Genomic DNA, 25900 nt, shown 5'->3' with positions numbered 1-25900 from the left:
ACTGTTATAATGCAAACTTATAAAAAATATTTACGCGCAGAATTGAAAATAGCCATCAATTATTGCCTTTTTAATATTGCAATTTTGCTGATGGTGGAGATTCGAAATAAATAGGGGAGTTTACATTAATTATGCGAAGCAACATCAACTAACTATCTTTTTACGAAACATCGTTAAATAGTCCTAAAAGGTCGGCCTTATTATAGTAGTACGAGCCCATAACTTTTTTGTAGCGCACTTTGCCGGTAATACGAAGGTTCCGGAGCGATCCGGCGGAAATATCCAATATCTTGCGGACAGCTTTGCTTTTCAACCACTCGTCACTTATGACTTCAGATTGATTGGTCAGCGGATTATTGATTTTTGTTACTTCACGAATAATTTCCGAGGCGAATTGCCAAAGATCTTCTTTCGTAAATGGCTCTTTCATAACACTACTATTAGCTTACGAATAATTGCTGTCAATGTAATGATGCAAAAAGGAAATATATGCAATAGGGCATCAGATTTCATTTCTTGGAACTTGTAGTCTATTGCAATATCACGTCAAAAATAAAGTGCCGATATAAATATGGGAGCTTCCATTGTGATGTTACAATACAGAATTTACTCTCCTTTAATTTTTACGCATAGTCTTATATTCCTTTTCGATTGCGTTGATAATATCTTCCTTAATGAATTCCCAATAATTGCCGCGGAGACAAATAGGTTCGAAATCATCGTCTGCTTCACTAAAATTCACAAAGTTGCCTCGTATCAAAACTTCATCATGTGAATATTTATACCGGCTTTTATGGAGTGCTATCATATCCTTTATACTATATTTTGGTAGTACTTCATAAAGGTCCCAAAAATCTTTCTTACGGCCGGTACGCTGGATAACATCCACTTTCATAGCTATAATCTCATTTAGAGTTGCCATCCTAATCTCTTCTATTATCAATGGCGGTTCTATAAACGGATCTGTAGTGTAATAAAGGTCAAGCTTGATTGTGTCGTTTACATCTGATCCTACGAGATAGGATTTTCCCATTCCGATAACGTCCCCAAATCCTTTATCAACGTTGGAGAAGTTTGCTTCTAGAAAACTTTCAATGCTTTTAAAATCTATTGAACCGTACTCAGCGTCAGTGAAAAGGTCTATATCTACTGACATTCTGTGACCTAACTGCAGGCTTAGTGCAGTGCCACCTACAAGGGGAAATTCATCTAATTCTTTTGAACGCATTAGGAGCAGTAAAGTTTCCCGAAGCAGATCATTTACAGTTTTCCAATATATCATCCTATAGTAGTGGTTTAATTTGTATACCTCTTATAAGTTTCGCTTTAGCTGATGGCGCCGAGATTATAGAACGGATCTTGGAAGAGCCATAAAAACGTATGATTTCTTTCTTCTCAGTTAAATTTCCCCGTTCAAAAATTCTCTCAATTACTGCTTTTGATTGTTTTTCCCAATCTATTGTGTCAATAGCGGTATCCCAAAACAGGCTTTTTCGTAAGTGTATTAAATTAGGTTTCGGATGAAATGAGTTTTTCATTTTTTCAATACTGATATCATAATAGGTTTGCAATAAGGCTAAAGCGCCCTCTTCCAAGTTAAGGGCTCTTTCTATCTTTAGAGCGGCAGATATAGGTAAGGGCCTCTTAGTTTTAATAATTTGGTTAAATGACTGGGGGGCAATTCCAATTGATAATGCAAAAGGGCGTTGCGCAAGGTCTCTTTTTTTGAGTTCACGTTCAAGTATAGCACCGGGATGGATACCTTTATATTTCTCAAATTGTGGGTTCATAATTCAAATGTAAGCATTTTTGCTTACTTGCGCAATCCCTATTTTTGGATGCTGTTAATTTTTAAGTACAGAAGTGACTGTCAATATCGCTACTTCTGTTTTTTATACAATTTATTATTTGGTTACTAATCACCGTGAATTTATAGGTTGTATTTAGAGCAGAACCCAGATCACTAAATTAACTTCTTTTTATAGTAATGAAAATCAATAATAGCTTTACTTTATCTTCCGATACCAGCTTAGGATATCTATGAAATCACATTATATAAACGTTTGTTTACCAGTAGGGTAATATTCTATTTTAAAGTTAAGCACTATGAAAGAAGATAAGCTAGGACAAAGAACTTCACTATTAAATGGTCAAAAGATCATAAATGAGCATGATGAAGAAACATTGGATATCAACGAGGTTCCTGAAGCCGGGGGATGGGTAAGCCACTGGCCGCTACTTACTGCATTTGCTATCCTGGCTGTTATGCTGACCCTCGAATTTGGATTTTCTTACCAACCGCCATTTCCAGTTAACCTGATCATTTTTTCTGTGGCATTTTTGCTAGCGGGTTATAACGTACTGGGCATGGCCTGGCGCAAGGCAAAGCGCTTTGATTTTTTTAATGAATTTTTCCTGATGAGCGTTGCAACTATTGGTGCCTTTAGCATTGGGTCGTATAGCGAAGGGGTAGCAGTAATGGTGTTTTATTCGATAGGTGAGTGGTTTCAGGATGCAGCCGTAGACAGGGCTAAACGAAGTATTAAAGCGTTGCTCGATATAAGGCCTGATAAAGTTACCGTTAAAAGGGACGGAAAAACGGTGGTCGTAAACCCTAAAGAGATTAAAGTGGGCGAGACTATAGAGGTTAAGTCCGGTGAAAAAGTAGCACTGGACGGCGTCCTTCTTTCAGATGCCGGAACCTTTAACACTGCAGCCCTTACCGGCGAAAGTAAACCTGATACCAAACGCAAAGGGGAGGCTGTATATGCCGGTATGATTAATCTTGATAAGGTGACAGAAGTAGAAGTTGCCTCGCTTTTTACAGATAGTAAGCTTAGCAAAATATTAGAGATGGTGCAAGATGCTACGGCACGCAAATCGCAAACACAGCTTTTTATAAGCCGTTTTGCCAAAATTTATACCCCTATTGTATTTGCCCTGGCTTTATTAGTTTGTTTTGTACCTTATTTTTTTATTAACCCTTACAATTTTCATGACTGGTTTTACCGGGCATTGGTATTTCTTGTTATAAGCTGCCCGTGTGCTCTGGTGGTGTCTATTCCGCTTGGCTATTTTGGTGGTATTGGGCTGGCTTCCAGAAACGGCATCCTGTTTAAAGGCTCTAACTTTTTAGACGTAATGACGGGTATTAATGTGGTTATTATGGATAAAACCGGTACGCTTACAAAAGGAGTGTTTAAAGTTCAGGATGTTGTTGCTGTGGGAATAGATAAAACAGAGCTGGTAAACCATGCAGCCGCTCTGGAAAAAAGCTCTACACACCCTATAGCGCGGGCAGTGGTAGACCATGCAGGTAAAGAGTTAGAGCTAAAAGCAGAAGGTGTGGAAGAAATTTCAGGCCACGGGTTGGTGGGTAAAGTGGATGGAAAGACCGTACATGCGGGTAATGCAAAACTGCTCAAAAAATATGATATATCGTATCCGGAGGAAATAAATAATTTAATAGATACTGTGGTAGTATTGGCTATAGATGGCAATTATGCGGGTTACATAACCATTGCAGATGAAATTAAAGACGATGCCAAAGAAGCAATCGACCAAATGCATAAGCTAAATATACAAACCGTTATGTTATCGGGCGATAAGCAGGCGGTAGTAGATAAGGTTGCTAAAACATTGGGTATTGACAAAGCCTATGGAGACTTGCTGCCTGAAGGGAAAGTAGAGAAGGTGCAGGCATTAAAAGATTCCGGTAGCCGGATAGCCTTTGTGGGCGATGGTGTAAATGATGCGCCGGTAGTTGCCCTTGCAGATGCAGGTATTGCTATGGGAGGCCTGGGCAGTGATGCCACTATTGAAACCGCCGATATTGTGATCCAGAACGACCAGCCCTCTAAAATTATTGCTGCCATAAGGGTGGGCAAGATTACTAAACAGGTAGTATGGCAAAACATTACTATAGCCATGGTGGTAAAGGTAATTGTTTTGGTATTAGGGGCAGGCGGTATTGCCAATTTGTGGGAAGCCGTTATTGCCGATGTTGGAGTAGCATTGCTGGCTATACTCAATGCAGTAAGGATACAGAAAATGAAGCTGAAATAGCTCCTCAATATAAATTAAAAAGCTCCTGTTTATATAAAACTGGAGCTTTCAGAATTATAATTAACCTTGATGTTATTTTTTAGCTGCGCTAACATTGTCAACATATTTTACTATATTTTCAAAGTTCTGGTTTTTTTCATAGTACTTGCATTTAATTATAGCACCAAATTACATTGAAATAAATAATTTCACAAAATTATTGAGATAAACACCTTGTCTTTAGGTGAATAACAAATGTTGTGATTAATAAGATAAATATAGGACAATAGTTACGACACATAACTGTGGCTAGTGAATAGAAAAGCCCCTTGTAAAGGGGCCTGAACATTCTAAAAAGGGTGGTATTAGGTTTTAGGGATAGCCAGCGGTGTAGCATCTCCGCCCAAATAAATAACAAAAGCAACTACTTCGGATTTCCCTCTGTTGATTCCATTGTGATATACATTGATCATCTCTGCAAAACTACTGCCTTCTTTAAACTCCATAATTTTATGTTCTTCGGTCTCGATGGTAAGTGTTCCTTGTAAAATATAGGAAAACACGGGAATGATATGCTTGTGCCAGCCGGTACTTTCTCCCGGTGGAAAGGTTATTTTCATCATGCTGACTTTAGCGTCTTTAAAGTCAGGATATTCGATTTTCTGGCCCAGCGCATTCACTTGCGTTTCAACCACATTCTCAAATTTCAGGTTACCACTGTATTGCTTTGTTCTCATAAATAAATTTATTACAATTATTTTAGTAATACGATCTTTTTCATAAATCGTTTTTTATTTAAAGCAGTCTGAAAGGCTGCTCATAACTAGTAATTAATTACAAAGTTCCTGAATTCATAGTAAACCACCCTTAAACTATAGTAAGATTAGTACTTACTATAGTTTAAGGATTACAGTTAGAGGAACGTATCGTAGTAAGAGAGCAATGAGTTGGTAGTGCCACTTAGAGCAGGCATTCGCGCTTTGCGGCACGATCCCCGGAAACAAGATTCTCCAGGTAGGCATCAAACTGGCAGTTGGTAGATATATTATAGAGTGAGGCCTCACCCAGTCGCTCCGGCGTAGTCCTGATAATATCACCCCTTAGCAGCTCACAATGGCCAATGGGCTCGAAAATCAGAAACAGGTCGCCACTTATGTAGAGTGAATAGCGTGCCTTATCCGCATTGATATGGTAAACGGTACCTTCCATATTATGTGCTTGTGTTGGGCTTATTTATTTTACGAGGGCTTATGAAGCAACCGTTGTAAAGGGTGTTATCTCTTTTTGTATTTAGCAAACGGATTGAAGGATACACCAAAGTTAAAGTAAAAGGATGGGTCGTTTTTTATTTCAAAAACGGGGTCGGCAAATGAGCCACTTTTTTCAAAAATCCTTCCGTTAGGGCTTAGCTTGATCCCGGTTTTCGCCGTGATTATAAAATAGTTGGCCACCATGTGCTCGTACAGGAGCCCGGAATTGATATCGAGCTGCCTGAATTCATACCTGCGGCCGGTTGTATCCAGGTTGTAGAGATAAAAGGAAGTCTGGTCCAGTTCGGTTCCCAGGGAAACCCTTCCATTGCTGAATACATTTTTACGCAGCATAAGGCTTTTAGGCAGGTTGATGTCAATGATGAACCCATTATTAAAATGATGTTCGTAGCCAAAGGTTGGGATGATGGGGGATTGTGCGGTAGGGTCGATGTTCCCCAGCAGGCCAACGGTCATTTTGGTTTTTGCATTTGCCTTGAGCACCATAGTTCCGGTAAGGATACCTTTAAACCTCTCGAAATGCTTATCACTGCCGTCCAGCATCAGGCTGGAGGTAAATATGGTGGTTTTTTTAAAGATGCGTGTAAAGTATATAAAATTAATCGTGGTAAACTGATAGTGGAAATCTTCCTGTAACAGCCTTTTCTCCCCGGTTGTGGGGGAGGTGAGTGCTGCTTCCGAATTAAGGTATTTATAACTTAGGGTGGCTCCCAGCATCCAGCTCCTTTTTTTTATAAAGTTTACGTTAGCACTTACTTTCGCCAGGTTCAGTCCGTTTACGCGCCCATCGGGCATGGCGGTGCCGCGCTGCTCCGGTGAAAAATTGTAAGGAGCCGTATGCGTAAACTCAATGTTCAGGGCACGGGCAATCGGGAATTTGTCCGCTGCATAAGCGATGGCTTTTTTGGGGATGCTGTCGGTAGCGGTTTGGGCGAAACTTGCTAAAGAGGGCACAAGTGCACAACAGGTTAATAGTGTTTTTTTAAGAATCTTCATAGGGTCGTGTTAATTTATGGTCATAAAGCGTCTCGTTCTCATGGCAATGCCCGAAGGTACCCTAAGATATCCCAGGCCTTCCCGTAACAAAAGAAGGGATTATATGAAAGCGGTATTTAAAATTTATACCAAACCCCTTACAAATTAGACTAAACGGGCTGCATGGTAAATTTGGTAGAACGAACAGGGTGGTTGGTATAATAGTAAACGCCGCGGTGGGATAATCCCTTATATTTGCTTTAAAGAATCATTAATACCATTACCACAATGCAACAAGCTACCCCACAGATCCGGGATAAAAGGGCGATTGACCTGCTTTTCGAGTCCCGTTATAAGGTACTGCGCCATATAATGCTGTGGGTCATTTTGCTGGGCATTATCTTTTTTTCGAACTGGCTTAAGGAGTACATCGGCACTGTAAAGCTACTAAGGCTGCTGTGTGTGCACATCTCATTCATCGCCATGTTTTACATTAATATGTACGTACTGGTGCCCCGGTTTTTTTTCCGTGGGCAGTACGCGCTATACTTTCTCTTTTTGCTGCTGCTGGTCAGCCTGGGCCTGTTCCTTATGTCCGGCGTTCTTACCAAGTACCTTGATCCCTTAAGGTTAGCCGAAGTGCGGCAACAGGCGGCTGATGATACCGGATTTTATGAGGGGATCATCATAGTGATGCCCATTATACTGATGACCACAGCATTTTCGCTTTTTGAACGCTGGAAAACCGATAACCAGCGGATTACCGAACTGAGCAACCTGACCCTGTCGATGGAGCTTAGCGAGCTTCGCAACCAGATCAACCCGCACTTCCTCTTTAATATGCTCAACGGGATCAAGGCGCTGGTGCGCAGCAACCCTGAAAAGGCAACTATGGTGATCATGAAGCTATCGGAATTTTTGCGTTACCAGCTTTATGAGAATAATGAACCCGGTACGCCTTTGCGTTCTGAAATAAAATTCCTGTCCAACTTCATGGATCTGGAGAAGCTTCGCCGGGACAATCTCTCGGTAAACATTACATCTATGGCAGACCCAAAATTGCTGGGCACCCTGCTTATACCCCCTAACCTTTTTACCACTTTTGCCGAAAATGCGGTTAAGCACAGTGTGGACATTAGTGATAGCCCTTCCTATATCTGTATGAGCGTAGAGGTAAAGGGCGAGCGGCTGGAGTTTACCTGCCGTAATTCGAGAAGTGTGGACTATGTTGCGCCCCGGGAAGGCAGCAGCGGGCTTGGCCTGCCCAATATAAAAAGGCGCCTCAGCCTGCTGTATGGCACGGACTACAGGCTGGATATCAGCACTACCGAAAAAGAATATACCGTTATTTTAAATATTCCGATATGAATTGTATCATTATTGACGATGAGCCGCTTGCCCGCGCGGAGATGGAGGCCCTTATCCGGGAAGTTTCAGACCTTGAGATCCTGGGCACCTTTTCCAACGCCCCGGCAGCACTTGTTTATATGAGGGAGCATCGTGTAGACCTGATGTTCCTGGATATTGAAATGCCGATGGTCAACGGCCTGGAATTTGCTGCCCAGGTTTCCGGGGAAAGCCTTATTGTTTTCACTACTGCCTATCCGCAATACGCGCTCAGGAGCTATGAGCTGGATGCGATTGATTACCTTTTGAAGCCGGTGGAGAAAGGCAGGCTGGAGCGGGCCATAAAAAAGGCGGCAACTTATGCAGGGCTGCTTTCCGAGGCTACCGAAAAAAGCACTGTTGAGGGCAACAGTGAGGATTACCTTGTTATTAAATCCGAGCGCCGCTTCCACCGGATCGCCTACGCCGACATCCGTTACATCGAGGGTTTAAAAGATTATGTGGTAATCCATACCAAAACGCAAAAGCTGATCACAGCGATGAACCTGAAGAACATCCACCAGAGAATAGCGCAGCATATTTTTATGCGCGTAAGTAAATCCTACCTTATCAACAGGGATTATATCGATTCTTTTGACCATCATACCATTTACCTTGGTGAATCGGAGATCCCGTTAGGGGAGGTCTACAAAAAAGAATTTTTCAGCAAATACACCGGCGGTGCCCTCAACCCCGAACGGTAAGGTGGGAGCCGCTTTAAATCAGAAAAGCCAGCCGTTATCGGCTGGCTTTCCCTTTCTATAGAGGACGGTAAAAGGGGTCAGGGTTTAGGGCGTTTTAGTGCCGTGAGCAGGTTGTCGATGATCAGGTACATGCTGGGCACCACAAATAAGGTAAGCACCATGGAACTTGTGAGCCCGCCGATAATTACCCATGCCATGCCGTTCTTAATTTCAGAGCCGGCACCGCTGGCAATGGCGATGGGGAGCATGCCAAGTATCATGGCGAGTGTGGTCATCAGGATTGGGCGTAAACGTTCTTTACCGGCCTCCACTAAAGCCTGGCGAACGCTATGCCCTTCATCCCGCAGGTGGTTGGTGAAATCGACAATCAGTATTGCATTCTTGGATACCAGCCCCAGGAGCATGATCATCCCTATGATGGTAAATATGTTCAGGGTTTCCATGGTCAGGGCCAGTGCAAGGAGCGCACCCACGAGCGCCACGGGGATTGAAAAAAGCACGACAAAGGGGTACACCGCATTCTCATACAGCGCCACCATGATCAGGTAAACCAGGATGATGGCGGTAAGCAGTGCCAGGCCCAGGCTTCCAAAGGCATCACCCTGGTTCTTGGCGTCCCCAAGGTAGCTGACGGCGATGCCCTCGGGAATTTTGACCGAGGCTGCTTTGGCCCTGATCTCATCGGTAACGGTACCGGAAGGCCGGCCGGCAACATTGGCCTGCACGGTGATGGCGTTTAGCCTGTTGATACGCTGCAGGGTGGTCTCACCCAGCGCTTCGCCCACTGTTGCAAATTGTCCCAGTGTTACCGTTTGTCCCAGCGTGTTCACAAAGGGCATGTTGCGTACATTACTTATATCGGAACGGTTAAAATGGTCCAGGCGCACCAGTATGTCGTATTCATTGCCCCCCTCGCGGAATAGGCTCTGGTCGCTGCCGCTGAACGCATTTTGCAGGGTAGCACCCACTTGTGCGGCGTTGAGCCCCAGGAGCGCCATTTTCTCACGGTCGAGCTGTATCGCTACCTCGGGCTTAGGGTCCTTTACGGAAAGCTTTACAAATTTAGTGCCCGGTATTGAGGCGACAACAGTCCTGTAGGCTTCCGCGACCTGTCGTACCTGTGTTATATCCGTACCCTTAATGGCGATCTGTACCGGGGCACTGTTGACATTTCCGGTTATGGATATGGCGGAAGCGGTTATCTTCACCCCCGGGAGCACACTGCTCAGCCTGCGCTGCATGGCAATACCGAATTCTTCAGCACTTTGGTCACGCTGCTTTTTGTCGACCAGGGTTATGGTTATCTCCGCCAGGTTGGCATTAGAGGCGGCTCCCGAGACGCTGCCACTTACAAAACCGATACTGGAAAAAGCCTGCTTTACCTGGGATTGGGACAGCAGTATCTTTTCGGCTTTCTGGGCCATCAGGTTGGTACGGTAGATTGGTGCGGTAGGCTCCAGTTCGAGGTTGATCACCAGGTCGCCCTGGTCTGTAGCCGGTATGAACGCCGCCCCAATAAATCCTGTAGGCACCAGGGCAATGGAACCGATAAGGAGCAGTAGGGTGGCTGAGAGCACCCACCTTTTCTTACCCAGCGCGATTTTCAGCAGTGTGCCGTAATCTTCCTTAATGCGGTCCAGGAACTGCTCAAAGCCCAGGTTTGCGCGTCCCCACAGGGTTGCCTTGTCCAGGTGTTCCACACGCCCAAAGCGGCTTGCCAATAGGGGAGTGATGGTAAAGGATACAAACAGGCTCATCAGGGTCGAGATCACCACGACCAGGGAGAATTCCCGGAGGATGGAGCCGATCATTCCCCCGGCCAGGGCCAGGGGAAGGAATACCACGACATCCACAAGGGTTATGGCCAGTGCGGTAAAGCCGATCTCGTTACGGCCCTTTAAGGCGGCGGTCCGTTTATCGGTGCCCATTTCCAGGTGCCGGTAAATATTCTCAAGCACCACAATAGAGTCATCGACCAATATCCCAACGACCAGTGACATGGCCATAAGGGTCATCAGGTTAAGGGAAAAACCCAGGAGGTACATCGCGATGAAGGTAGGTATGATCGACGAGGGTAGTGCTACCAGTACAAACAGCGAACTGCGCAGGCTGTGGAGGAAAGCCAGCATAACGATCCCCACGATGGCTACCGCCAGTACCAGGTCGTGCATTACCGCATCGGCCGATTCCAGGGTATAGACGCTCTGGTCCGAAGAGATGGCAAAGTGAAGTTTACGCGCGCCGTATTGGTTTTCCATAGACTGTAGCGCCTGTTTGACCAGGTGGCTTACATCAACAGCGTTGGCATCGTTTTGCTTTATGATCTGTATCCCTATGGATGGGATGCCGTTAATATGGTTGATCGCCGTCGTCTTTGCCGTCCCATCGGCAACCTCAGCCACATCGGAAAGGTAAATCATACTGCCGTCTTTTCCCGTAGCCACCGCGAGGCGGCGCAATTCTTCCAGGGACTTCAGGTTGGCATCGTAACGTATGGAAAGCTGGCGGGAGGGTGTTTCTATGCTGCCGGCAGGGAAGGAGAGGTTGGCATTGTTTACCGCCTGTGTTACCTGCGAGAGGGAAAGCCCGTATTGCTGAAGGCGTTCCCGGTTGATCTGTACCTGAACCTCGCGCTGGTCGCCACCGATAATAATTACCTGCCCCACACCTGCCACGTTTTGCAACAGGGGGCGCAGCTGGGTATCCACAAAATCATAAAGTTCCCTTGGGGGCATGGCGGCGGTTACCCCGGCTTTTATCACGGGGGTTTCTTCCAGGTTGACCTTATTCACCTGGGGCCTCTCGGAAGTATCGGGCAGGTCATTCAGGGCCTTGTCGGCCTTACGCTGCACAGCGCGTTCTGCCTCTTCGAGGTTGGTGCCGCTTTTAAACTGGAGGGTAATTTGCGAGACGCTTTCCTGGGAAGTGGAATTCATCTGGTCAAGGCCTTCCACAGCCGCAAAGGCATCCTCCAGCTTTTTGGTTACCGATACCTGGACTTCCGAGGCGGAAGCCCCGGGATACAGGGTGCTTACCGATACGGTGGGTACCTCGATTTTGGGCAGCAGGTTGTAGTTGAGGCTCAAGTAGCACTGCACCCCGAAGAGTACCAGCACGGTAAAGATTACAATGAGCAGCAAGGGCCGCTTTATGGCAATTTCGGTTATAGACATGGCTTAAATTATTTTGAGATGGTTACCGGCGTTCCGCTTTGCAGATTGATCTGCCCCGAGGTCACGACCTGCTCGCCCGGCTTAAGCCCTTCGATTATGGCTACGCGGCCGCCATAATCGGAGCCTGCCTTTACGGGGCGCAGCACCGCTTTGCCGGCCTGGATTACATATACCGAGGCATCACGCGTGGATTCCAGGAGTGCTTCCCTTGGGATGAGCAGCATTTTTTGCGGCGCCCTTCCGGCGAAATCCACCCTGACGAACGTGCCGGAGCGCAGTGGGGCCTCCCGGTTGTTTTCGGCGGAGATCTCTACAGCGTAATTGTGTGCTGCGTCGGCCTGTGGGCTGATGTACGATAGGGTGCCCTGCCACTCCCTGCCGGGGTAAACGTCAGTTTGCAGCAGTATTTTTTGGCCCGCGCTAACCTGGTACACTTCCGCCTCGGTCAGGTTTACAGTTACCTTGACACGGGAGAGGTTGACAATGGTCGCCACCTCGCTTCCGGAGGCGACAAAGACACCCTGCTCTACCGGCCTTGAGGCAATAACACCACTAATGGGAGCTTTCAGGGAAGCATCAGCTATCTGACGGCGCAGCTGAGAGGAGCGGTTGGCCGCCTCGTTGTAGTTTTGGCGGACCTCCTCAACCTTTTCGCGGGTTGCGGCGTTGCCTTCCAGGAGTTCACTGTACGTCTGCAGGTCACGCCTTAGCTTTTGGGCGGCAGATTCCGATTTTTCAAGGTCGAGCTGCAAAAGGTGGGTATCGATGCGGCCCAGCAGCTGCCCTTCCTGTACCGGGGTACCCAGCTCAAAATCCAGGCGCAGCAACTTTCCGCTGGCCGTTGCAAGTACGGTGGCCTGGCGGAAGGGCGCCAGTGTACCGGTTTTTACCAGTTCCGTGCTTAGGGTTTCTTCAACGGCAGTTGCCACGGTTACCGGAATGCCTTTGGCTACTTCAGTTTCCGGTTGGTTGCGTTTGTCTATGGTATTCTTGTTGGAAGCCAGCCGTATAACTATAAGTGCCGTAAGGCCAATTACCATCAGGGCAAGCAGTACTTTCTTTTTCATGGTGCTTATAATGAATTGTAAAAATTTTGCAATGTGCCGGCAGCTTTTTCAAGGTCGATGCGCGCCAGGTAATAGGTATAGAGTGAACTGAGGTAACTGTTCTGGGACTGCTTCAAGGCGTTTTGTGTCGTGAGCCAGTCGGTCAGGTCGGTCGTTCCCTTTTTAAACTGCAGGTCGGTAACGGTAAGCACAGACTGGGCAAGGGTAACGTTACGCTGGTCGTTCTCCACATTGGACTGCGCCTGTAGGAGCTTGGCCTGTGCGTTGTCAAATTCCATCCTGTAGCGCCCTTCGGAAAGGGTAAGGTTTTCCTCGGCATTGAGGCGCTCCACCTCTGCCTGGCGGTAGCGGGCGTTGCGCCTGTAAAAGTCCAGCAGTGGTATGGTCAGCTTTAGGCCTACGGCCGAAAAAGGGTTGAGATCGCGGTAGGCCTGGTCCAGGTGGTCGCCAAACCCCACGGCCCCATAACGTGCGTAGGCAGAAAGGGTAGGGAGTGCCCCGGCACGGATGCTCTTTTGCTGTAGTTCCTTCAACCGCACATCCAGCGCAGCCAGGCGGTAATCGATACGGGCTTCGGGGGAGAATGCTACATCCTTTTTTATAGCAGGGTTTGCGGGTGCAGCGGTATCCACCTTTAAGGGGGTATCAAAGGGGTAGCCCATTTCGAATTTAAGCTCATTGTGCGCCAGTTCCAGGTTGCTTTGGGCTACACGCTGCTGGGAGCGGGTGTTGTTATAATCCACCTGTACCTTATCCAGGTCTTTTTGTAGCGTTACGCCTTTGTCCACCTGTAATTGGAGCACATTTATCTGGCCCTGGTAGGTTTCAAGGTTGTAATGCAGGAGTTCCAGCTGCTGGCGGTACACAAAGATGTCCAGGTAGGCGGCGGTAATGTTGTATATGATCGCCTCCCGGGATTGCTGGAGGTTGAGTGCTGCCTGCTGCCGGTTGTATTTGTTCGCCCTAAGCCCGGTAAGGAGTGCCTGGTCGTAGAGTACCTGGTCTACCTGCGCCGTGGCATTGCTGGCAAATTTCTTGGTAAGGCTGACCCTTAGGTCCTGGTCACCGAATATCCCTGCCGGTATCACGGTTTGCTGCAGCCTGAGATTGTCGTCGAGCGTGGAGGTCAGGCTGATGCGCGGCAGGTAGTCGGCCAGCGCTTCCCGTGCGCGTGCGTCGGCGGCGCGTTTCTGATTGGTGTAAATAGCATTATTACGGTTGTGTTCAAGGCCGTATTCGATACACTGCCTGAGCTGCCAGGTTTCCTGTGCATAGAGCTGGCAGGATACAGCAATGAGAAGAAGTGTGATGATTTTTTTGCTCATAATTGGATACTCTGGTCATTATGAGTGCCAAAATACCCGTTTTTATAAGGCTGGTTTTGGAAATTATACCAATTCCCCCCGTTCCTATACCAAATGGTGCCTACAACAGCTATTCGATTTTAGAAACTCTTATACCATGCACTTCGCAGTTTTATGTTGTACCTGAGCAGTTACGAGCAAAAAGCATTTATAAGCGGGTAGGGGATACGAAGTCTCCTTTTATAGTTGGGCATTAGATATTCTTTTTTAAAGGGACTAAAGTTATTTAGATAAGATTAGATATGCTTTTCAGAAAGTTAGGGTTTTGTTCCGGCTGGGTTCTTTTTTTCGGCACGCCTTGCTTCTTCAAACGCTCCCAGTAGGGTAGCAGGCGCTCCTGATGGTCGCGTTGGATATTTTTTACAGCCTGGTCTTCATTAAAAATTTATAAATAATAAATAGTTACAGGGCGTTTAATTTGTTGTTTGAGTAGGAGTAGTAGTCCGACAACCTACTCGTAAATACTTATAAAATAATTAGATGTGCCTGAATTTTAACTCTTGCACAGAATAACTCACGCATGAATTTTAACGGTAATTTTAAAGAGGATTTAGTGATTTCTTCACAGAAATACCTCATATTTGAAATTGGTTTTCGGGTGTCATCTGACCTCTTTTTTTATCGCTTATCAGTTTAAGGATATCGCAATATTTATAGTAAAGTATTCCTCCAATTTTGCTATAAGGTGAAGTACCATTTATGCCTAGGTATTGGAGCGTGCCTGTTGATATGTCCAAGAGTTTACGCACCTCCTTACTCTTAAGCCAGGTTTTGCCAAGAATCGAACCTAAGCCCTAAAACCCTTGCAAATACTGAGCTTTTTACTTTTTTAAAATTGGATTGCCCCCGATTTTGCCAAAGATTTAAATACACCCATTTTTAGGGTATAAATTTTTTATGTAGTGGGAAGCTCCTGCACGAAGCTTAAATAATTTAAATGATCGTTATAATCCAATGGATATATAGTGCAAAAGTACTAATAATCTTAGATTACAGATACATCTTTGTAATTTTTCTAAAAGTAATTCTTTTAAAAATCTTGGCTGAATGCAGGAGTTTGATATTCACTAAACTTACTAATTTGCTAGGCATCTTAATTTTAAGGCTGTGCCTGGGCGTTGGGGAGCTGTTCATTGTCGATTGCACTAATAATGTCTTCTTTAATAAAATCCCAATAATAACCACGCAGGCAAACAGGATCAAAATCATCATCGGCTTCAGTGAAATTTTTGAAATTTCGCGGATTAGTGCCTCGTCGTGCGAATACTGGTAACGTCTTTTATGAAGTGCAATCATCTCTTTTATACTATATCGGGGTAATACATCATACAGATCATAAAAGTCTTTCTTGCGGCCTGTACGTTGCACAACATCGACTTTCATGGCTATAATCTCATCTAAAGTTGCCATCCTTATTTCTTCGATTAGTAAAGGTGGTTCCATAAATGGGTCTGTTGTGTAAAAGAGGTCCAATTTTACGGTGTTTTCACGATCTTCTCCAACTAAATAAGACTTTCCCATTCCGGTTATTGTTCCAAACCCTTTGTCAACATACCCAAAATTAGCATCAAGAAAATCCTCAATGATTTTAAAATCAATGGAGCCGTAGTCGGCATCAGTAAAAAGATCTATATCTACCGATAACCTGTGCCCCAATTGCAGGCTGAGCGCAGTGCCGCCTACTAAGCGAAATTCATCAAATTCTGTGGAATTCATAAGTAATACCAAGGTCTTGCGAAGAAGTTCGTTTACCGTTTGCCAATGCATAATTAAGCGTTGTTATAGTTAGGGCTTATGGCTTCTCGTGAACTTAGCCTTTGTACTGGGGTTTGAGATGATACTCCGTACTTTCGGAGTTCCATAGAACCGGATTATTACTTTCTTTTCAGTAATATTCCCCCTTTCAAATATCCGCTCAATGACTGCCTTTGACTTTTTCTCCCAGTCAATTGCATCAATATCCGTATCCCAGAACAAGCTTTTTCTCAGGCGCGTAATATTAGGCTTTGTTATTGTGGCATCTTTTAATTTTTGGATTTCAATGTCATAATAGGTTTGTAGTACCGCTAATGCACCTTCTTCCAAACTAAGCGCTTTTTCTATTTTTAAAGCGGCTGATAAGGGTAAAGGCCTTTTTGCTTTTATAATCTGGTTAAAAGATTGAGGTGCAGTACCTATTTCTTAGGCAAAAGGGCGTTGTGCAAGTGCTCTTTTTTTTAGCTCACGTGCTACTATCGCTCCGGGATGTATTCCTTTATATTTATGAAATTGCATATCCATACATCAAATGTAAGCATTTTTGCTTACAAAATAAGTGGTTATTTAGTTTATATATCACTCTAATTTGATATTTCACAGTATTTATATGTACTATGAAATCTTAAACTATGATCTTTAATTATTTTTAGGTTATACTATTTCATTTCTAAAGTCTGGGGGTGGTAGTAGGGACTACAATTTGTATACCCAAACGATTGAATCTGTTTAAAATAGTTACAATATGGATCAGGACAATATTTGTGCAAGTAAAGCAGCTGTCTTTCTGTCCGTGCTTCTTTCTTAACAAGAACAATTAAAACAAGGCCATTACTTGTGGAAATGATTTTGACATTGAAGACCGCAAAGCAGGGCAGAAGTGCGTTAAATAGTAGAATATATCTACTAAATGAAAAGCCATAAAAAATTAAACGGTACTAACATAAATCCTATGTTAATACCGTTTTAATAAATCTATTTCACTCCTGCAATCAGGATGGAAGGAAGGGATATATTTTATATATCCGAAATCCTGTAGTTCTTTAAAGTATTTATGGTAGGTCGGTAAAGTATTTACATGGGACAATTTCATAATTTTGCTGCGGCTAACTCTAATAGTCTGGTGCTGCTTTTGCTTATACGCTAACGAAATTATTGCGACTAGCAATGCTAAGTGCCAAACATTTAATCTTTCATCCTGCTCGTAGAATGATATATATTTCAATAGTTTATCCGCTTTCATGACTCTTACTATCTTCGTTAAACAATCGCTGTAAGTCTGCTTTATTATAATAGTAGGAGCCAAGGATCTTTTTATACCGTACCTTTCCGGTAATACGCAAATTCTGTAGCGTTCCAGGCGACATATCCAGCAGCTTTCTAACTACCCTGCTCTTTAACCAGTCAGGATGTATATCATCCTTGTCAGGTGCTTTACCAATTATTACTTTTATGTTATCCATTAATAGCAGGCCAAATTGCCTTAAATCGTCTTTAGTAATACCTTCGCTCATGATAGTTTTTTTAATAATTGAATAGTTACATAAACACCTTTTACACTTTTACTAAACAGGATTAGCGAAGTAAATCGTACTCCTTTGATTCCTTTTGCGTGTAGGGAGGTACACGATATATCCGTACTCGCTCAGTTCTTTCATACACCTGTGGTAGGTGTACGGTGCTGAAATCTTAGCAATATCCATTATTTCGTAACGGTATGCCCTCACAGGTACTACGAACCCTTTTGTGATCCAGAACTGTAACAGAGCGGCGTAGATACCAATATGTGTTGTACTGATCCGATAGTCTTTATCAATAGCTGTAAAGAAGTCCGTAAAAGGCTTTTGTAATTCCATTACATGTTAATTGATTTGGTCTCTTTTCCGCTTATTTGGATATAGAGCTTGTATGAAGTCAGGATATTTTACTGTAGTTCAGATTTTAATAACCTAAGCCATTTCTGAGTAGGAACATTTCGTTAGTAAAACTCAGCAATGGCTTAGTGGCTTGCAGTTATTTCATAGATTTGGCCTGGCTTTTCCTTTTCGGCTTGCCGCCTACATCATCTTCAGCATCCTGTCCCTGTTTTGCGCTTTGGTTAGCAGAAGATTTCTGACCCTGCAACTGCGTTTGATCGTTAGACTGCCTGTTGTCAAGCCTTTTCATGTGTTCGTCATAGAGATTCACTGCCTTAAATTGTGGATTAGCCTCCACAAAGTGCATAACTTCCTTGCCATCCTTTTCAAAAGTGACCGCCTGCCTGTTTCCCCTGTTTAAGGAATCAACCAATTGATCTTTTTGCTGTTGGTCCGATAATTCCATGATTGGATGCTTGGCAAGTTCCGCTTCAAGGTCGTAGCCGTAATTCTGGTGAAAATGGTTCAGTTTATAGTTACCCCGCTCGTCGGGATTTTTGAAGTCCATTTGGACCCAAGAATTATATCCCTCGCCTTCTCTATTTATGAGATCTTTATTGACGGCGCGGCCCTGCATAAGGTTGTAGGCCTCCTTTAACGTCATGGTATTCCCGTAATTGATGTAAAAGGTCTGCTCGGTCTTTTCCCTGGAATACTCATTCTCTACATTGAGTTTGTAAGAGTTAAAGAAGTACATATCAGTTTGGTCAGACTTCCTGAAGTTTAAGGTTGCGACAGCTGCGTCCTGGCCATATTGTGACGTGTGCTGTAGGGTAAATTCCGGGAGCTTCTGCTCAATCTTCGCCCTTAGGTCATCTTTCATTTCTTCACCGAATCCTGTAAATTTTACCTGTTTTTCCAGGTACTCAAAATTTTTCTCGTTCATGATCGTATTGTTTAAATTAGTATTTTGATATTCTGTGCTTCCACGGTACAACATAGCCATTCCTGAAATTTCGATGGCTTCGTTAAGAGTGGTATCGATCCCAAATGGCGCTACTGCCTTTAAGTCGTCGATTACCTCTTGCAGGGGCAGGGTTTTGTAAAAGTCAACATCGGTAGACATCTCATAACAATGCTCTGAAGCTTCGTAGGCTGTTTTAAAATAAGCCAGGTTACTTATATCTGATACCTCATCAGTAGGAAATGCCACAAGCACAAACCCTTCGCCCGCCAGTAAAGTCATCGCTTTTAAAAGTTCGTCAGTGTCAAAACTATTGATGATCATTGCTGCCGGCATTTATTGGTTCAAGGAGTACCGAATTAAGGATAGTTTTGTTCTTTACCTTAAGTTCAAGGTGCCGGCCCCCATTTTTTTCCATAAGTTGTATAGCCATGTATTTCTTATCGGGGATGGTGAACTTGGGCAATGCATAAACGACAGTATTTTGGCTATTACCTTTCACCTGTGTAACAGGTCTATCAACATAGACCGGTGTAAGCTCTATCTCCTGGGACGCAGTCCGTTTTGCCTTTTTTTGGTCACGGATAAAGAAGCGCAGTTGCTCAATATCATAGTTAATATTGGAATCGTTTTTAATAGTTATCCTGTAATACAAAATCCCCTCATGAATGAATAAACCAGTAAGACGGAATCTGATGCTACTTTTGTAATCTTTTACACCCCTTAACTTTTTCCTGTGCGCTAAAGCCAATGTTGAAAATTGTTTAAGTTCTTCTGCATTGGCCCCATTAAATGAAAATGCATTTACGGGGGCTCCATTTTCAGATTTAGTAACTTGTATATTAAAAACTTTAGGCTGCTCGTTATAGTTGAGCAAGAAAGAATAGAGTTTTCCATCGGAGGTTATTACCGTCAGGTTCGTTTCTGTAAAGCATTCCACAGCTGCTTTTACCTGTAATACATTTTCAAAGCCTTTAGCTTTCTGGACCAGTATATCCAGGCTGCCCCTGTCAACACTTTTAATAGCGTAAGGGAACACGACACTTGTAGTCTTTGTACAGGTGATTGACAAAGAGTCCGCCTTTACGACGGTACCCGTGATATTTTGCTGCGGGTAGGCCATACTGATCAACAGGAGGAAACAGGTTGTTACAATTAATTTGATATTTTTCATGATACTATAATTAAAATTAGTGGGTAGTTTTTTGTTTTTCATCTTTCAGCAGCACCTGGTAACCGGATTTGACGACCACTTTGATCAGTTTAATTTTCTTACTGAAAAGGGTTTTGGCAGCTTCGATACCTGCACCTGCCGCCTGCGCACTCCAGGAATCGTCGAGGGTGGCCACACCTAAGGTCTGTACTGACCGATCAGCTGATGCTTTGCCCACATCGCGGCTGATCGCACCGGGAATATAAATGCCCTCCATGCCGTCCATATCATAGACCGAGAGTTCCACTGGAAAAAGTGAATTATTAAACCGTAGGCTGTTTATCGTTATAGAAAGCCTTTCACCTTTAAGGGAAGCAGTACCGAACAGGAAATTATCTTTAGGGACTTTAATCCCATTAATGAAGATATCTGAGGCCAGCCTTAGCTTTACCGTGGAGCCGTTTACTACGGTTTGTGTTTCATGGATAGCAGCCTGGACCGCATTTTGAAGGACATCGCCATATAAAGGCTCCTCAATAGAATAAAATCCGTTTCGTGTTGAATGGCCCGCCGCTAAAGCCGTACTGCTATTGGATGCATTTAATGAGGATACACTTTCTTCCGCTGTACCGGTGCCGACCGCGAAAACCTGTCCGCGTTGCGCCTCTGAGGCCTTTTTCAATTTTTCCTGTGCCCTCTGCGGGTGCTGGATGTCGAGGATATTCTCAAGCATCCCGTTAAGTTGCTGCATTTCGGGATCGGTTCCCTGTGGCTGGTTCATCGATTGCATCATCGCTTCCAATTTTGCAATATCTTCGTCAGCATCCTCAGAAGCGGGCTTTGGGTATCGGGATGCTACATTATGTCGCTGGGATGTTGCTGGCTTGTTCATTGCTTTTTGAAGGGCTTCTAATTTCCTGTACACCCTCTCTTCATTAGGGTTGCGGTACCCCGAGGTTTTCAAGCCGTCGTTACTTCCCTGGGATGTGGTATCCTGTAAAGGTTTTTCCGCATCTGTCTTTGCGGCCTTCGATAAATAGTTAGGGTCTTTTTTTATCAGGTCTTCAAGTTTAGCGGAATCAAGCGCAGCCCTCTCATAATAATTCATCTTGTCTAAGGCGGTGCCTTCTTTTAGATTGGAGCCCGGCAAGGTCAGGTTAAATCCTTCCTTCACCGCATTGGCGTTTGCGGTATCCATTTTGCCCCCTCCCAACGCCCAGAATGCCATAGTTATAAAAGGCAGTACAAGCAGGGGCAGTACCAAAAGCATCTTACGTTGCCTGAGCAGTTTTGCTGATTTAGGTTTCTCTTCCATGATTTTAATGTTTAAGATTTCGGTAATAATAATTTTCAACTATAGTTAAGCTATCCAGCAGCCCAGAACAATTTTGTACAATACTATCGTACGATTTAGTTCCGCTTGCTGTTGTTTTAAGGCTGTCCAGATAATGCCTGAATGCTATGATGCGATCCATTTCCTCATCGGTGATAACAGCCCCGCTTTTATGTGCTATTGTTTTAGACAAAGCAGCCTGCCGCGAAATTTTGGTTGTAGTTATTGAGCTTGTTGCTTCGACATGTGTTAGCAGGCTGTATACTATTAAGTATGTGCTGTAGGCCCCTGTTACAAAGCAGAAAAACACAAGGGTTGCGGTTAGTTTCCTTTTGGACCATTTAGAGGTTTTCCTTGCCATCCATTTTGCCCATTTCATCTGGACAAATGAATATCCTTTGGCAAACTGCCGTGCTATAGCATTAGGAACCGGCGCATTATTTTCGCCCGGCTTATCGTTATTTTTTTTAAATAGTGCTTTCATAGTCTACTTTCTGTTTTCGGTACTTAAATCGCGGTTTTCAATGGTGTTCCAACGCTCAATCAAAAATCCATGGGGTTGTTGTCGCTGCGTGAAACGTTTCGCAGGTTTCCCTCTGTGATCAGGCTTCTGTGGGCAATACTTGTCGTCCTTATAATATTTTGTGTGGCATAGCACCTGAAGTGGTATGGGTAATCGTTTATGCTTATCTGGACACTATCCACTGCAATGGTCTGGCTTACATTTCCTGAAATGATACCGGAATAATAATCGTTCTCTTTCAGGTCGTCATAAACCCGCTTTGCGCTGTCATCGGCCAGGTAGAGTGCTTTGGTGACATTGAAGCGGATGACCTTTTCATCGGGATCGAGGGTAAAGAAAAGTTTATGGAACGTCTTTACATGGTCTCTTGCCTCTACAGGTATGTTATCTTTCCTGTCGGAAGCATAGGCTTCGAGGGCTTTGCCATTAGCGAGGATGTATACTTTTTCCTGCATCCCGGCCACAAGGCTAAAGCTTTTGTAAAGCGCAAAGCCACTCAGTAGTACGCATGCCGCAATAATGAGCATTGTAAAACCCCGTACATGCCGGAATGCGGTATCTATATTTTTCATTTTAGTGAACATAGTGGTTGTAGTTTAGGTTAGGAGTTGCCTTTCAATTTGTCGTGCTGGTGCCCGCCGGACTTTTCCTGACCGCCGTTTTGGTAACCATCCATAATGTCTGAGGGTGCGTGGGCCATATTTACAAGGCCACGGCCCATACGCTCCGCAAAAGCCCCGCCTCCAGCTTGGCCATAATGTATTGCCGAAGAACTGCCACTATTGAATAGGCTCGTTACTTTTTGGCTTAATCCGCTGCCGCCGGCCTGTACAATGTAGTTGGCAACCGAAGGAACCGTAAAATAACCTATGATACCAATGATCATAAAAGCGAGATAGGCCATATCGGTCTTACTGAAAAATGTATCGCCGTAATCGTTTACCTGCTCGATATCGAGCATCAGCATCTTTTCCTGTATCTTGCCAATGATACTGCCGAAGATATTGGCCACCGGCAGCCATAGATATATATTGATATAGCGCGCCAACCAGGCAGTGAGGGTATGCTGGAAACCGTCGAATACAGATAGCCCGAATACCAATGGCCCAAGAATCGAAAGTACTACAAGCTGGAAGGTTCGCAGGGTATCGATACACAGTGAGGCAGCTTCAAACAAGACCCTGAGTACTTCACTCATCCATTCTTTTACAGAATTCTGGAAGTTATAGGCCGCCTTTGCCATAGCGAATTTGATAGAAGTCCCTATGCCCGATATAATTCCCTGGTCATCGGGGTCATCGCCGTCATGTGTATATTTGTACCAGCGGTCCTCGTCACCGCTACCGTCTTCCCCAACATACATTTGCCATACATCGGTTGTTTTTATAGCTTCTTCCTTCTTTTGGAGCAATACTTCTATGGCTTTGTTAGAGCCTTCCACCATGGCTGCGGTAGCAGTGACTGTCGGCTTCATGATGCCGTTGATCATAGCCAGTACGGATGGGAATATCATAATGCAGAAACCAATAACGAAAGGTCGGAACAGCGGATAGAAATCTATGGGTTCGGCATTTGCAAGGTGCCGCCAAACCCTTGAGGCGATGTACCAAAGGGCAGCAAACCCTGCAATTCCCTGTCCAACACCGAGCAGGTTACTACATAAAGGCATCATCTCATCATAGAGTTGCTCAAGGACGCCGTGAAGGCTGTTCATTTCATCTCCAAGGGCCTGAGAGTTTGCAGAATAGGGCAGTACCAGCCCTGCGGCTGTAAGGATTACAGCCTTGCTTATCCTTTTCATAGTAGTAATGTTTTAGTTGTTTACCCTGTAAATGCTGCGCATTGTATTTACTTCGTTGCGCTCTTTGGCGCGCTGTACCGCAAGCACTGAAGTGTTATTATTGAAGTCCCTTAAGAATAGCAGCTTGTCCTGCATATCAGCATGGATTTTATCAATGGCTTCAAGGCGTTCACTGTCCGACATGCGCAGTTCCCCGGCAGTAATTACAACAGTAAGTTCATCGAGGTTACGCAGGCTCTGGTTAAAGAGGTTATCGTAGACCCGTTCCAGGTAGCCCAGTTCTTCATCATTAAAATCACCGCTATCCCTGAAACGGTTCAGCGCAGTCGAATATTCATGCACCAACTGTATTTGGTATTCAACGATTTCAGCAACTTTTTTATAATTCCTTACCGTAGGGCTAACTTCAAGAAGAGCATCCAGGAATGTTTTATGGAGGCTGAAGTTCCCTTCCGTGAGGTCCTTTACGGTATTATAGCCTTGAGTCAGTATTTCATAACCTTTTTTCATATCCTTCAGGATCTGTCGGAACTGCGCCAGCTTTTCGATGTTGAGCGCCAGTTGCTGCAATTCCTGGGCTTGTGCATATCCCGTACTTGGGCAGGATAAAGAGATTGTCAGCAGTAGTAGTAGTATACATAGCTTTTTCATAATTTCAGTCGTTTATGCCGCGCAATGCACGGGCGTTTTGTATATCCATCTCTTCTTTAATCCTTGATACGGCGAGTACTTTGGTGCTATTGCCGAAACGCTTACAAAAAATATAGTTGTCCGTCATATTCGCATGGAGCATATCAATGCGTTCCATGCGCTCGTCGTCTTTCATCTCCAATTGGCCGTCGGTAACCACTGGTTCCAGATCATTGAGAATACGTTCGCAGTCTTCCAGCAGCTTGTCGTAGACCTTCCCCACGTATGCCAGCTCATTGCCATTAAAAAGGTCAGCATCCTGTTGTAATAAATTCCGGGTATTGTTAGAGCTCTGCAGTATTTTAGCCTGTAGGGCAATGATTTCAGCAACCTTTATGTACTCTTTAACCGCTGGGTTAACCATCCTCAGGGAGCTGAAATAACCGGCATGCAGGTTGAGTTCACCGCGTTTAAAATCCCCGATAACGTCCAGCCCATTTTTAACTGTACTATAGCCATCCTGTACATAGCCTATATAAATGTGTAGGGCGGCAATTTGTTCCAGCAGTACTTTAGCCTGCTTGTTCTGTGCCTGCAGGCTACCTGATAATAGACCGGTCAGCAGGCAGTATATTAATAGTTTTTTCATCTTTCTTTGTTTAAAGTAGTCCGTAATATTGTACAGTCATGGGCAACGCTAAAGGCCATCATGGCAATACATTTATAGAAAAATGCTTTCATAACTTATATCTTTTAATATTTCTTTTTCTTGTTTCGCTATTTTGTGTAGATAAATTCCTGAGTGTATCGCTCAAATGCTGTTTGTCAGGAATATCGCCAGGTTCCGGTTCATTTAGAAGTTGCCTGGATATTTCACCATTATGCGTACCCCTGTTATAGCTCAGGTCTAAAAGCCTGACGCTAATTTTTTCATCTTTATAGCTGCACAAAACATAACTGGATACATAGGGAGCGCCCTGCCGCTCCCAAACTGGGTAGGAAGACAAACTGAAAGTGCTTATGCCAATCTGACCGGCAAATTCCTGCTGTACCCGCTGCAAACCAGCCTTAATGGTATCTGTGAACTCAAATGATGGGGAATAGAACCGTGTAAGGCCCGTATATCCTTTGGCATCGAATAATTCAAAAAGATTATTAGCTGTTAATTCTGACATACTATTCGCTTTAGGGTAAACCATATATCTTTTTCACTGCATTGGCATCATTAATATCTTTAGCCCTCTGGAGGCTCAATAACATATTTTGCTTGTTAAAGAGTTTCAGGTCGTCGTAGTTGCCATCGATCTGATCCGCCGCTGCATTAATGAGTTCCAGCCTTTTTGCATCGCTCATCTGTGTTGTAAAGGAATCCAGAATCATAAAAATCAGGTCAATATTTTTGATGCTCTCGTCCAGTATCCCTGAATAGACTTTATCCATATACTGCAACTCGCCTTCATTGAAATGATCATCCTGCCTCAAAAGTTCCCAGGCCCTCTGATACTCATCCACCAGACGCACCTGCTTATCGGTAATGTCCCTGATGCGTTTATAGTACGTGATGACTGTTTTCACCTTCATCAATTCATCATAATACTCTTTATAGAGTTCCTTCTGTTTTTCAGTCCATTCCGATATTTCATCCAGCTTTAGCTTTGACAACGTATTTTCGAGTTTCTTCTGGGCATTCTGCAGCCAGATCGTCTTGTTCTGCAAGCGCTGGATTCGAAGGTCGATGGCTTTGATGACTTTTTTAATGGCTTCCTTAATGATATTGACCAGCGGTATAGCAGCCGTCGTAGTTGAGCTTGCAGGTATGGCAGGCAGTACCGGCGGCGTAGCCAGTAAAAAGCAAAGAAGCAAAAGCGTGATTTTAGTTTTCAGTTTCATGGTAGTATGTT

At 44.3% G+C, this 25900-nt stretch carries 25 protein-coding genes; 3 read left to right on the top strand and 22 right to left on the bottom strand.

All coding sequences use genetic code 11. From position 1 onward, the window contains the following. Positions 1–160: 160 nt before the first annotated feature. The 3 genes from F565_RS0116960 to F565_RS0116950 form a co-directional block, all read right to left on the bottom strand. The gene (locus tag F565_RS0116960; RefSeq protein WP_020214439.1) at positions 161–430 is read right to left on the bottom strand and encodes a helix-turn-helix domain-containing protein; all 270 of its coding nucleotides are present in this window, start codon (positions 428–430) and stop codon (positions 161–163) included. A gap of 186 nt (positions 431–616) precedes the next feature. Beyond that, positions 617–1282: a nucleotidyl transferase AbiEii/AbiGii toxin family protein gene (locus F565_RS0116955; RefSeq protein WP_020214438.1), complete on the bottom strand. Its 666-nt coding sequence runs from the start codon at positions 1280–1282 to the stop codon at positions 617–619. Position 1283: 1 nt separating this feature from the next. Continuing rightward, positions 1284–1790, bottom strand: a complete 507-nt coding sequence (locus tag F565_RS0116950) for a helix-turn-helix transcriptional regulator (RefSeq protein ID WP_020214437.1) — start codon at positions 1788–1790, stop codon at positions 1284–1286. 316 nt (positions 1791–2106) lie between these two features. Here F565_RS0116950 and F565_RS0116945 point away from each other — a divergent pair, with 316 nt between their 5' ends. Further along, entirely contained in the window at positions 2107–4065 is a 1959-nt protein-coding gene (locus tag F565_RS0116945; protein WP_020214436.1) for a heavy metal translocating P-type ATPase, read from the top strand. Positions 4066–4409: 344 nt separating this feature from the next. Here F565_RS0116945 and F565_RS0116940 read toward each other — a convergent pair whose 3' ends face one another. From F565_RS0116940 to F565_RS0116935, 3 genes are all read right to left on the bottom strand, one after another. Continuing rightward, positions 4410–4781: a cupin domain-containing protein gene (locus F565_RS0116940; RefSeq protein ID WP_020214435.1), complete on the bottom strand. Its 372-nt coding sequence runs from the start codon at positions 4779–4781 to the stop codon at positions 4410–4412. Positions 4782–5004: 223 nt separating this feature from the next. Beyond that, positions 5005–5253, bottom strand: a complete 249-nt coding sequence (locus F565_RS22930; RefSeq protein WP_154652648.1) for a hypothetical protein — start codon at positions 5251–5253, stop codon at positions 5005–5007. Positions 5254–5318: 65 nt separating this feature from the next. Next, the gene (locus F565_RS0116935) at positions 5319–6311 is read right to left on the bottom strand and encodes a DUF6268 family outer membrane beta-barrel protein (protein WP_020214434.1); all 993 of its coding nucleotides are present in this window, start codon (positions 6309–6311) and stop codon (positions 5319–5321) included. Between the two features lie 267 nt (positions 6312–6578). Here F565_RS0116935 and F565_RS0116925 point away from each other — a divergent pair, with 267 nt between their 5' ends. After that, complete coding sequence (locus F565_RS0116925; protein WP_020214432.1) at positions 6579–7658, top strand: sensor histidine kinase; 1080 nt, start codon at positions 6579–6581, stop codon at positions 7656–7658. Continuing rightward, a complete protein-coding gene (locus tag F565_RS0116920) occupies positions 7655–8380 on the top strand; it encodes a LytR/AlgR family response regulator transcription factor (protein ID WP_020214431.1) in 726 nt (241 codons plus the stop codon). The genes F565_RS0116925 and F565_RS0116920 overlap by 4 nt, the downstream gene beginning before the upstream one ends. Positions 8381–8457: 77 nt before the next feature. On the opposite strand, the gene F565_RS0116915 is transcribed toward F565_RS0116920, so the two are convergent. The 16 genes from F565_RS0116915 to F565_RS0116825 form a co-directional block, all read right to left on the bottom strand. Then, positions 8458–11553 carry an efflux RND transporter permease subunit gene (locus F565_RS0116915; protein ID WP_020214430.1) on the bottom strand — a complete coding sequence of 1032 codons (3096 nt, stop codon included), beginning with the start codon at positions 11551–11553 and terminating at the stop codon, positions 8458–8460. Positions 11554–11561: 8 nt separating this feature from the next. After that, positions 11562–12620: an efflux RND transporter periplasmic adaptor subunit gene (locus F565_RS0116910; protein WP_020214429.1), complete on the bottom strand. Its 1059-nt coding sequence runs from the start codon at positions 12618–12620 to the stop codon at positions 11562–11564. Between the two features lie 5 nt (positions 12621–12625). Beyond that, positions 12626–13708, bottom strand: a complete 1083-nt coding sequence (locus F565_RS0116905; protein WP_483299137.1) for a TolC family protein — start codon at positions 13706–13708, stop codon at positions 12626–12628. A 1266-nt stretch (positions 13709–14974) separates the two neighbouring features. Then, on the bottom strand, positions 14975–15700 hold the full coding sequence (locus F565_RS21900) for a nucleotidyl transferase AbiEii/AbiGii toxin family protein (RefSeq protein ID WP_231559631.1): 726 nt from the start codon (positions 15698–15700) through the stop codon (positions 14975–14977). Between the two features lie 69 nt (positions 15701–15769). After that, entirely contained in the window at positions 15770–16069 is a 300-nt protein-coding gene (locus F565_RS23280; protein WP_020214426.1) for a DUF6922 domain-containing protein, read from the bottom strand. 899 nt (positions 16070–16968) lie between these two features. Beyond that, positions 16969–17253 (bottom strand): helix-turn-helix domain-containing protein, encoded by a 285-nt coding sequence (locus F565_RS0116880; protein WP_020214423.1) that lies wholly within the window; start codon positions 17251–17253, stop codon positions 16969–16971. 499 nt (positions 17254–17752) lie between these two features. After that, a complete protein-coding gene (locus F565_RS0116870; RefSeq protein ID WP_244874858.1) occupies positions 17753–18895 on the bottom strand; it encodes a hypothetical protein in 1143 nt (380 codons plus the stop codon). Next, the gene (gene traN / locus F565_RS0116865) at positions 18870–19733 is read right to left on the bottom strand and encodes a conjugative transposon protein TraN (RefSeq protein WP_026300128.1); all 864 of its coding nucleotides are present in this window, start codon (positions 19731–19733) and stop codon (positions 18870–18872) included. The genes F565_RS0116870 and traN overlap by 26 nt, the downstream gene beginning before the upstream one ends. A 16-nt stretch (positions 19734–19749) precedes the next feature. Further along, entirely contained in the window at positions 19750–21027 is a 1278-nt protein-coding gene (traM, locus tag F565_RS0116860) for a conjugative transposon protein TraM (protein ID WP_026300127.1), read from the bottom strand. A 4-nt stretch (positions 21028–21031) separates the two neighbouring features. After that, the gene (locus F565_RS0116855; RefSeq protein ID WP_020214418.1) at positions 21032–21529 is read right to left on the bottom strand and encodes a hypothetical protein; all 498 of its coding nucleotides are present in this window, start codon (positions 21527–21529) and stop codon (positions 21032–21034) included. Positions 21530–21588: 59 nt separating this feature from the next. Continuing rightward, entirely contained in the window at positions 21589–22152 is a 564-nt protein-coding gene (traK, locus tag F565_RS21890; protein ID WP_020214417.1) for a conjugative transposon protein TraK, read from the bottom strand. 17 nt (positions 22153–22169) lie between these two features. Continuing rightward, a complete protein-coding gene (gene traJ, locus F565_RS0116845) occupies positions 22170–23237 on the bottom strand; it encodes a conjugative transposon protein TraJ (RefSeq protein ID WP_231559635.1) in 1068 nt (355 codons plus the stop codon). Between the two features lie 144 nt (positions 23238–23381). Continuing rightward, positions 23382–24020: a hypothetical protein gene (locus F565_RS0116840; RefSeq protein WP_026300126.1), complete on the bottom strand. Its 639-nt coding sequence runs from the start codon at positions 24018–24020 to the stop codon at positions 23382–23384. Positions 24021–24024: 4 nt separating this feature from the next. After that, positions 24025–24648, bottom strand: a complete 624-nt coding sequence (locus F565_RS0116835; RefSeq protein ID WP_020214414.1) for a hypothetical protein — start codon at positions 24646–24648, stop codon at positions 24025–24027. 88 nt (positions 24649–24736) lie between these two features. Continuing rightward, entirely contained in the window at positions 24737–25174 is a 438-nt protein-coding gene (locus tag F565_RS0116830) for a hypothetical protein (RefSeq protein ID WP_020214413.1), read from the bottom strand. A 10-nt stretch (positions 25175–25184) separates the two neighbouring features. Next, positions 25185–25889 (bottom strand): hypothetical protein, encoded by a 705-nt coding sequence (locus F565_RS0116825; protein ID WP_020214412.1) that lies wholly within the window; start codon positions 25887–25889, stop codon positions 25185–25187. Positions 25890–25900: the final 11 nt, after the last annotated feature.

It is taken from the genome of Flavobacterium rivuli WB 3.3-2 = DSM 21788, from assembly GCF_000378485.1.
Lineage (GTDB): Bacteria > Bacteroidota > Bacteroidia > Flavobacteriales > Flavobacteriaceae > Flavobacterium > Flavobacterium rivuli.
The sequence above is the reverse complement of the archived record's forward strand: the minus strand, read 5'-3'. Positions and strand labels throughout refer to the sequence as shown.

Coding starts and splice junctions, on each gene's coding strand:
- traJ (WP_231559635.1), bottom strand. CDS start 23,237: ATGCCTTTATGTAGTAACCTGCTCGGTGTTGGACAGGGAATTGCAGGG.
- F565_RS0116925 (WP_020214432.1), top strand. CDS start 6,579: ATGCAACAAGCTACCCCACAGATCCGGGATAAAAGGGCGATTGACCTG.
- F565_RS0116920 (WP_020214431.1), top strand. CDS start 7,655: ATGAATTGTATCATTATTGACGATGAGCCGCTTGCCCGCGCGGAGATG.
- traK (WP_020214417.1), bottom strand. CDS start 22,152: ATGTTCACTAAAATGAAAAATATAGATACCGCATTCCGGCATGTACGG.
- F565_RS22930 (WP_154652648.1), bottom strand. CDS start 5,253: ATGGAAGGTACCGTTTACCATATCAATGCGGATAAGGCACGCTATTCA.
- F565_RS0116950 (WP_020214437.1), bottom strand. CDS start 1,790: ATGAACCCACAATTTGAGAAATATAAAGGTATCCATCCCGGTGCTATA.
- F565_RS0116935 (WP_020214434.1), bottom strand. CDS start 6,311: ATGAAGATTCTTAAAAAAACACTATTAACCTGTTGTGCACTTGTGCCC.
- F565_RS0116870 (WP_244874858.1), bottom strand. CDS start 18,895: ATGCCGGCAGCAATGATCATCAATAGTTTTGACACTGACGAACTTTTA.
- F565_RS0116830 (WP_020214413.1), bottom strand. CDS start 25,174: ATGTCAGAATTAACAGCTAATAATCTTTTTGAATTATTCGATGCCAAA.
- F565_RS0116840 (WP_026300126.1), bottom strand. CDS start 24,020: ATGAAAAAGCTATGTATACTACTACTACTGCTGACAATCTCTTTATCC.
- F565_RS21900 (WP_231559631.1), bottom strand. CDS start 15,700: ATGAATTCCACAGAATTTGATGAATTTCGCTTAGTAGGCGGCACTGCG.
- F565_RS0116955 (WP_020214438.1), bottom strand. CDS start 1,282: ATGATATATTGGAAAACTGTAAATGATCTGCTTCGGGAAACTTTACTG.
- F565_RS0116880 (WP_020214423.1), bottom strand. CDS start 17,253: ATGAGCGAAGGTATTACTAAAGACGATTTAAGGCAATTTGGCCTGCTA.
- F565_RS0116835 (WP_020214414.1), bottom strand. CDS start 24,648: ATGAAAAAACTATTAATATACTGCCTGCTGACCGGTCTATTATCAGGT.
- F565_RS0116945 (WP_020214436.1), top strand. CDS start 2,107: ATGAAAGAAGATAAGCTAGGACAAAGAACTTCACTATTAAATGGTCAA.
- traN (WP_026300128.1), bottom strand. CDS start 19,733: ATGAAAAATATCAAATTAATTGTAACAACCTGTTTCCTCCTGTTGATC.
- F565_RS0116960 (WP_020214439.1), bottom strand. CDS start 430: ATGAAAGAGCCATTTACGAAAGAAGATCTTTGGCAATTCGCCTCGGAA.
- F565_RS0116940 (WP_020214435.1), bottom strand. CDS start 4,781: ATGAGAACAAAGCAATACAGTGGTAACCTGAAATTTGAGAATGTGGTT.
- F565_RS0116910 (WP_020214429.1), bottom strand. CDS start 12,620: ATGAAAAAGAAAGTACTGCTTGCCCTGATGGTAATTGGCCTTACGGCA.
- traM (WP_026300127.1), bottom strand. CDS start 21,027: ATGGAAGAGAAACCTAAATCAGCAAAACTGCTCAGGCAACGTAAGATG.
- F565_RS0116825 (WP_020214412.1), bottom strand. CDS start 25,889: ATGAAACTGAAAACTAAAATCACGCTTTTGCTTCTTTGCTTTTTACTG.
- F565_RS0116855 (WP_020214418.1), bottom strand. CDS start 21,529: ATGAAAGCACTATTTAAAAAAAATAACGATAAGCCGGGCGAAAATAAT.
- F565_RS0116915 (WP_020214430.1), bottom strand. CDS start 11,553: ATGTCTATAACCGAAATTGCCATAAAGCGGCCCTTGCTGCTCATTGTA.